Raw genomic sequence first — 7,945 nt, forward strand, 5'->3', positions numbered from 1 at the left:
CAGCAGTTAATGAAGTAGAGGTGGAGAGATTGGCGAAAGTAAACCAAACGCCGATGATGGTTCAGTATCAAAAAATTAAAGATCAGTACCCGGACGCTTTTTTATTTTACCGTTTGGGTGATTTTTACGAAATGTTTAATGATGACGCTGTGAAGGGTGCTCAATTGTTGGAGCTGACCTTGACCAGCCGAAATCACAGTTCTAAAAACCCGATTCCCATGTGCGGGGTACCGCACCGGGCAGTTCAAAACTATATTGATATTTTGGTGGATCGGGGCTATAAAGTCGCCATTTGCGAACAGATGGAAGATCCTAAGCTCGCTCAGGGCATGGTTAAGCGCGAAGTCATTCAGTTAGTGACCCCCGGGACTCAAACTGATACGGGTGCCGGTAACGCCAAGGATAACAACTATTTAACCGCTCTGACCCAGGTTAAGGGTAAATTTGGCTTTGCTTATGCCGACTTGTCTACTGGTGAATTAAAGGTCACGTCGCTGACTGATTTTGACGCTGTATTAAACGAAGTGATGAGTCTGCAGACCAAGGAAACCGTTGTTGATAAGTCGGTTTCTAAGGATGTTTTAGATCAATTACAGAAGGTCGGTATTTTAATTTCCCATCAAGATGACACTGAGGTGAAGTCTGAACTCAGCTATCTGACACAAGGCGTCGAAGTCGCGGAACAGATGACGGTCTTACAACATCTGCTAACGTATATTGTGACGACTCAAAAACGCAGCCTGGCTCATTTACAACGGGCGATTGTTTATGAGCCCGCCTTTTTCTTAAAGATGGACCATTATTCTCAGCGTAACTTGGAGCTGGCACAAAACATGCGGACCGGCAAAAAGAGCGGTACGTTACTGTGGCTACTGGATGAAACTAAAACGGCCATGGGCGGACGCTTGCTGAAGCAGTGGCTGGATCGACCGTTAGTGAACCGCAAACATATTCTAGCCCGCCAAAAGAAGGTCAGCGTGTTAGTTGATCAGTATTTTGAGCGCAATAGTCTGCAAGAAGAACTGACTAAAGTCTATGATCTGGAACGGCTGGCTGGCCGCGTGGCTTTCGGCAGTGTGAATGGTCGTGATCTGATTCAGTTAAAGACCTCGTTAAAGCAGATTCCTAAACTGCAGCACATTTTAAACGAACTGCCGGATACCGTTTTCGATGACATTTATGAGCGTCTAGATCCCATTGATAACGTGACGGATGTGATTGATTCGGCCATCGTGGACGAGCCACCGCTGTCGGTAACGGATGGTGGCGTGATCAAGGATGGTTACGATAAGACGTTAGATTCCTACCGGCAGGCAATGCACAACGGTAAGCAGTGGCTGGCCGAAATGGAAGCTTCTGAACGAAAAGCCACTGGCATTAATAACCTGAAGATCGGGTACAACCGCGTTTTTGGTTACTACATTGACGTGACGAAGGTCAATCTGGATAAGCTGCCAGAGGGGCGTTACGAACGGAAGCAAACCTTAGCTAATTCAGAACGGTTTACGACCCCTGAGCTAAAGGAAAAGGAACATTTGATCCTGGAAGCCGAGGAAAAGTCTACTGATCTGGAATACAAATTATTTGTCAAAGTCCGTGAACTGGTTAAGAAAAATATTCAACGAATTCAAAGCTTGGCTCATGCGGTATCTGAATTGGACGTTTTGCAGAGTTTCGCCGACGTCAGTGAAAAATACCGCTTTGTGGCACCGACTTTTACCAAGTCGGGCCATGATCTGGAAATCGTTGAGGGCCGGCACCCGGTGGTCGAAAAAGTACTTGGCCGCCAGACCTATGTCCCTAACGATGTTAAGATGCCCGAAGAGACGTCTATTTTGCTGATTACGGGGCCTAACATGTCTGGTAAGAGTACTTACATGCGTCAGCTGGCATTAACGGTTATACTGGCGCAAATGGGCTGCTTTGTTCCCGCTAAGTCGGCTAAGATGCCGATTTTCGATCAGATCTTTACCCGGATCGGTGCAGCGGATGATTTGATCTCCGGCGAAAGTACCTTTATGGTGGAAATGAAGGAAGCTAACGAAGCCCTTGCTCACGCCACCGCTAACTCACTGGTCCTGTTTGATGAGATTGGCCGGGGAACGGCTACCTACGATGGGATGGCTTTAGCGCAGGCAATTATTGAATTCGTCCATGATCGGATTCACGCTAAAACCCTGTTTTCCACCCACTATCATGAATTAACGGTACTGGATAAGAGTTTGGTACATTTGAAGAACGTCCACGTGGGCGCCGTCGAAAAGAACGGCGAACTGGTTTTCTTGCACCAGATGCAGGATGGACCAGCCGATAAGTCATACGGGATTCACGTGGCTAAATTAGCTGGTTTACCAGATTCACTCTTGAAACGGGCGGATAAGATTTTGACCCACCTAGAAAAGACCCAAGATCAGCACGCCTCCGTTCAAGTGGCAGCTGAGGATAAACCGGTACAGCTAAAATCTCAACCAAAGCCGCAGCCGGCAGAACCGGTAGCGGAGACGGCTGAAACTACGGATGCTGATACCCAGTTATCCCTATTTGGTGAACCAGAAAAGAAGGCCACTAAGGCGGACAAGGTAGCTGCGCAGATTAAAGCGCTGAATCTAATGGGGCTGACCCCCATGGACGTCATGAATCAAGTGTATAAGTGGCAGCAAGAGTTAGCACAATCGAAAAAGAAACGGTAATGAGGTGATAGGATGGCAGCAATTCATGAACTTTCAACGGTATTAGCTGATCAAATCGCAGCGGGTGAAGTGATTGAACGGCCGGCTTCCGTCGTCAAGGAACTGGTTGAAAATGCCATTGATGCCGGTAGTCACGAGATCGATATCCTCGTGGCTGAAGCGGGATTAAAATCTATTGAAGTCATTGACGATGGTGACGGTATCGCAGCAGATCAGCTTGAACTGGCTTTTCACCGCCACGCTACCAGTAAGATCACTGACCGTAAAGACCTGTTTAAAGTCCATTCACTGGGTTTTCGTGGTGAAGCCCTGCCAAGTATTGCGTCTATCGCAGACGTTGAAATGGTCACGTCAACGGGCGGTGAAGGCCAAGTCATTCACATCGCTGGCGGCAAGGTGATCTCGCAAAAACCGGCGGAAGCTCGACGTGGGACGGACATAACGGTCAAAGATCTGTTCTATAACGTGCCCGCACGGTTAAAATACCTCAAATCACTGAACACGGAGCTCTCTAAAATTGTCGATATCGTCAACCGGTTAGCACTGGGCCACCCACAGATTCAAATCTCGTTGACCCATAATAACCGGGAATTGATGAGAACAGCGGGCCGCGGTGATCTGCGGCAGGTCATCGGCAGTATCTATGGCATGAATAAGGCCGGTAAAATGTTACCAATTGACAGTGCGGATGCGGACTTTAAGGTTAGTGGCTACGTGTCACTACCCGAATTAACGCGGGCCAGTCGCAACTATATGACGATCCTGTTAAACGGCCGGTACATCAAAAATTACCAGTTGACTAAGGCCATCATTGCCGGATACGGCTCCAAATTAATGGTGGGTCGTTACCCAGTTGCCGTGGTGAATCTGGAAATGGATCCGCTGCTGGTAGATGTTAACGTTCACCCGACGAAGCAGGAAGTGCGGATCAGTAAGGAACCGCAGTTATCAACGATTATTTCAACGGCGATTCAAGAACAGCTGAGTCAGCAGAACCTGATTCCAGACGGACTCACTAATTTAAGACGGGGCCACGTGGATCCTCAGCAGGTCGCTCAAAATCTAGCTGCGGTCTCAGCTACGCGCGGACCGCAGACTAGCAGACCGGTGGCTTCTCAAGTGCAGCCGGCATCACAAACGCCCAAAATGGCTCAAAAGAAACCGGTTGACGCTAAAGAGTCTGACTCAAGTGGCGCACTGTTTGCTCAAAAGCCTTCTGACGGGTCGGCTCAACCGATTATGATCCGGTCTAAGGCTGAACTGGCATCACCTAAAGTCTCGGCGTTTGAGCAGAAGTATCAGCAGCCACAGACCCCGTTTAATGAACCGGTGGCAGGGACTGTTAACAACAACTCAACGCCAAAACCGCAAAAGCCGCAAGAAACTGAGCTGTTAGACCAGCAGCAAGACCGGTTCCCTAATTTGATCTACATTGGCCAATTTCACGGAACCTACTTGCTGGCACAGTCGGATGAGGGCCTCTATATTCTTGATCAGCACGCTGCTCAAGAACGGGTTAATTACGAATACTACCGGCAGGCCATTGGTGAAGTTAGCGCGGATCAGCAACGGTTATTAGTGCCGATCGTGCTGGATTACAGTACCAGTGACATGCTGAAAATCACGGACAAACTGGATATCTTAGCGGCAGTTGGGCTGCATTTAGAACAGTTTGGCCCTAATAGCTTTATTCTGCGGCAGCATCCGACCTGGTTTAAAGCCGGACAGGAGTCTGATACAGTCAAAGAAATGATTGACTGGGTCTTACGGGATGGTCATCTAACGGTGGCTCAGTTTCGTGAGAAGACGGCCATCATGATGAGCTGTAAGCGGGCGATCAAGGCCAACCATCATCTGGATGATCAGCAGGCCAAAGCCTTGATCGAACACCTGAAGACGGCGGAAAATCCGTTTAATTGCCCCCATGGCCGGCCCGTACTGATTCATTTTACGGATACTGACATGGAGAAAATGTTTAAGCGAATCCAGGAATCACACCATTCATTAAGATCAGAAGCATAGGTTTAACAAGCAGGTGAGTGCCAGTATTGACATTGACCTGCTTTTTTCTATTGTAGAAATGCAGGAGACCTGTTAGAATTTTCATCAGGATATTTACAAAAAATCGTGCTTACTACTACAGGATTTGGTAGAATTAGACTGTTAAATTGAATTGGAAAGGGGATTCTCATGGAGGAATCACAATTGATCGGCATTATTAACCGACTTAAAGCAATGCAAGAAGATACCGGAGACGAGCCACAGCCACGTCGTTTCGAAAAGGAAGGCGTTGAACTGGCACAAGTTGTTTATCACCCGGAGACACAAACTTACAGTTTGGATGAACATCAAGCCAAGGAACACTTTGAGTTTGATAACATTGATTTGATTGCAATTGAGTTATTCGAATTGCTAACCGATAATTAAAACAAAAACTATGGGGAACCATAGTTTTTATTTTTATCACTGCTGATTCGTCATTATCGAAAAATTGATGTCACTTATAAGTAAGTGTGAAGTTTTTTCAAAGTAATTTAGAGAAGATTGCTATTTTATAGAGATTCGATATAATGGCACTTGTTAAGTTTAACCTGGAGGCACGATGTTATGTCGGATTTTGTAAAACGAACGGCTGCTAAGTTGAATACCGTTTTTGGGTTCTTTATATTAGTAGTCGTTTTATTTTGTATTAAGACGTATATCGCGTATCAGACGGAGTTTAGTTTAGGGGTCAAGGGTGGTATTCAGCAGTTCTTACTGGTGGTTAACCCAATTCCGGCCGCACTTTTACTGTTTGGTATTGCACTATACTTTCGTGGACGTTTAGTTTATTGGCTAATGATCCTGATCGATCTGATTCAGACTTCCTGGATCTTTGCCAACATTCTTTATTATCGCGAATTTTCAGATTTTATGACGTTTAGTGTTATTAAAGGGTCTGGTAACGTTCAAAATAATCTGGGTAAAAGCATTGGCCAGATCATTCATCCAATCGACTTCTTTGTCTATTTGGACGTTGTTTTGCTGATCGTTTTGTTAATGACCCACGTTATTCACATTGATAGCCGGCCCTTCAAGCGCCGTTACGCGTTAACAATGACCGTGCTGGCTTTTTCATTGATGGGTGCCGAATACGGAATGGCTAACGCTAATCGTTCGGGCCTGTTGACCAGAACTTTTGATAATAACTATTTGGTTAAGTATTTGGGTTTAAACGAATACGCTGCTTTTAGCGTCTATCAGACGCAAAAGCAAAGTTCAACGCGGGCCCATGCCAGTGCCAGCGACCTGCAAAGTGTGGAGAAATATCTGAAGCATAATCGTGTAGGGGATAACCCGGCGTATTTTGGGACAGAAAAGGGCAAGAACGTCATCATTATTCATCTGGAAAGTTTCCAGCAGTTTTTGATCAATTATAAGGTCGATGGCAAGGAAGTTACGCCTAATTTGAATAAGTTCTATAAGAATCAAAACACGATGAGCTTTGATAACTTCTATAACCAAGTAGCTCAAGGGAAGACTTCGGATGCTGAAATGATGCTTGAAAACTCGTTATTTGGGCTACCACAGGGCTCTGCTATGACGGAATACGGGACGCAAAACACCTTTCAGGCGGCGCCAGCAATGCTCGGTCAAAGGGGTTATACTTCAGCGGCCTTTCATGGGGATGTCCCGAGTTTTTGGAATCGGGATAATACCTATAAGTCATGGGGCTATAACTACTTCTTTAGCTCTCAGTATTATAAGGAGAAGCCAAACTATACGGTTGGCTATGGCTTAAAGGATAAGATCTTCTTCCGCGACACGGCTAAGTACCTGCAGCAGTTACCGCAGCCGTTTTATGCGAAATTGATCACACTGACAAACCATTATCCTTATGAACTGGATAAAGAAAATACTGATTTTCCTGCAACTAAGACTGGTGACAAGACTGTCGATCCCTACGTTCAGACCGCTCATTACTTAGATGAAGCCTTTGGTGAATTCTTAACCTATATGAAGCAATCAGGGCTGTACAAGAACAGTGTGATCGTTTTATATGGGGACCACTATGGTATTTCGAACAATCATCGACCGGCTATTGCGCAGTTACTGGGTAAAAAGAAGGTCACGAATTATGATCTCGCACAGTTCCAGAAGGTACCGCTGATGATCCATGCTGCTGGGATGAAGGGTGGCATTAACCACACGTATGGTGGTGAAATTGACGTCTTACCAACGTTAATGGACTTACTGGGTGTGAAGGATAACAATACGATTCAGTTTGGTAATGATTTATTAGCCAAGAACCGCAGTCAGACCGTGGCGTTTAGAAATGGTGACTTTGTGACGCCACAATTTGTCAAAGAAGGCGGTACTGTTTACGATACCAAGACGGGGGCAGTAGTGAAACCTAATGCTGCTCAAAAGAAGCGTCTGGCTCGAGAGCAAAACCATGTGACTTCGGAGCTGTCCTTGTCCGATCGGGTGATTCAGGGTGATTTGTTGAGATTTTATCAGTTGAAGGACTTCAAGTCGGTTAATAAGGGTAAGTATAACTATAAGTACTCAAACGGCATTCAGCAGTTAAAGGCTGCTCAGAAGTCTGAACCAACTAGTTTAATGGCCAAAAACCATGGTAAAGTCACGGCAACTTACAAAACGGATGCACCAGAACTTAAATAAACGAAGCTAAAAGAGTGATACTGAGAAGTATCGCTCTTTTTTGTGAAAAAATGTAAAATATTGCTTGACCAGGAATGCATAACTTGGTAATATTATATTCGTTGTTAAAAAGCAGACGCACAGCGGTATCGAATAATTATACACATCATGCTCATGGAGAAGATGGCGATATAAGAGTTGCGATTAATCTGTACAGTATGCTCTATCAAATCAATTCATATTTATTCAAAATAATGATTGACTTGGTTGCCAACGATTGTTATACTAATGAAGTTCTGTTATTTCTGCAGCAACTTGTAGATGTTGATTTCATAGCATTTAGCAGCGAGATCAATTGCCTGGTAGTTAAAAATAACGCTTGACATTGAATAACGCGAATGATATGATTTAAGAGTTGACTGATTAAATATTCATCAGTCATTCAGAACTTAGTAGACCTTTGAAAACTGAACAAAGTTTTGTTTCACAAATGTGCAGGGCATATCAGTTTCGGCTGATATCAAATGTAATTTGCGAAGTCAATTTCGCTAGTAATATTAATGAGTCACAAACAATCATAAAATGAGAGTTTGATCCTGGCTCAGGACGAA

General features: G+C 45.0%; 4 protein-coding genes. All 4 read left to right on the forward strand.

Translation table 11 applies throughout. The annotated features are described in order from the left end of the window. The first annotated feature begins 53 nt into the window (after positions 1-53). The 4 genes from mutS to FFM73_RS08395 all read left to right on the forward strand — a co-directional run bounded on the left by mutS (position 54) and on the right by FFM73_RS08395 (position 7,355). Positions 54-2,690: a DNA mismatch repair protein MutS gene (mutS, locus tag FFM73_RS08380; protein ID WP_137631326.1), complete on the forward strand. Its 2,637-nt coding sequence runs from the start codon at positions 54-56 to the stop codon at positions 2,688-2,690. A gap of 12 nt (positions 2,691-2,702) precedes the next feature. Further along, positions 2,703-4,712, forward strand: coding sequence for a DNA mismatch repair endonuclease MutL (gene mutL, locus FFM73_RS08385; RefSeq protein WP_137631322.1), 2,010 nt, complete (start codon positions 2,703-2,705; stop codon positions 4,710-4,712). A gap of 168 nt (positions 4,713-4,880) precedes the next feature. After that, positions 4,881-5,117, forward strand: a complete 237-nt coding sequence (locus FFM73_RS08390) for a YkuJ family protein (protein WP_137631323.1) — start codon at positions 4,881-4,883, stop codon at positions 5,115-5,117. Positions 5,118-5,297: 180 nt separating this feature from the next. After that, a complete protein-coding gene (locus FFM73_RS08395) occupies positions 5,298-7,355 on the forward strand; it encodes an LTA synthase family protein (RefSeq protein ID WP_137631324.1) in 2,058 nt (685 codons plus the stop codon). Positions 7,356-7,945 lie beyond the last annotated feature (590 nt).

The sequence above is a fragment of the Secundilactobacillus hailunensis genome (assembly GCF_005405185.1).
Taxonomy (GTDB): domain Bacteria; phylum Bacillota; class Bacilli; order Lactobacillales; family Lactobacillaceae; genus Secundilactobacillus; species Secundilactobacillus hailunensis.

Excerpts from the sequence above, each read along its gene's own strand:
- mutL (WP_137631322.1), top strand. The coding sequence starts at position 2,703 with ATGGCAGCAATTCATGAACTTTCAACGGTATTAGCTGATCAAATCGCA.
- FFM73_RS08390 (WP_137631323.1), top strand. The coding sequence starts at position 4,881 with ATGGAGGAATCACAATTGATCGGCATTATTAACCGACTTAAAGCAATG.
- mutS (WP_137631326.1), top strand. The coding sequence starts at position 54 with ATGATGGTTCAGTATCAAAAAATTAAAGATCAGTACCCGGACGCTTTT.
- FFM73_RS08395 (WP_137631324.1), top strand. The coding sequence starts at position 5,298 with ATGTCGGATTTTGTAAAACGAACGGCTGCTAAGTTGAATACCGTTTTT.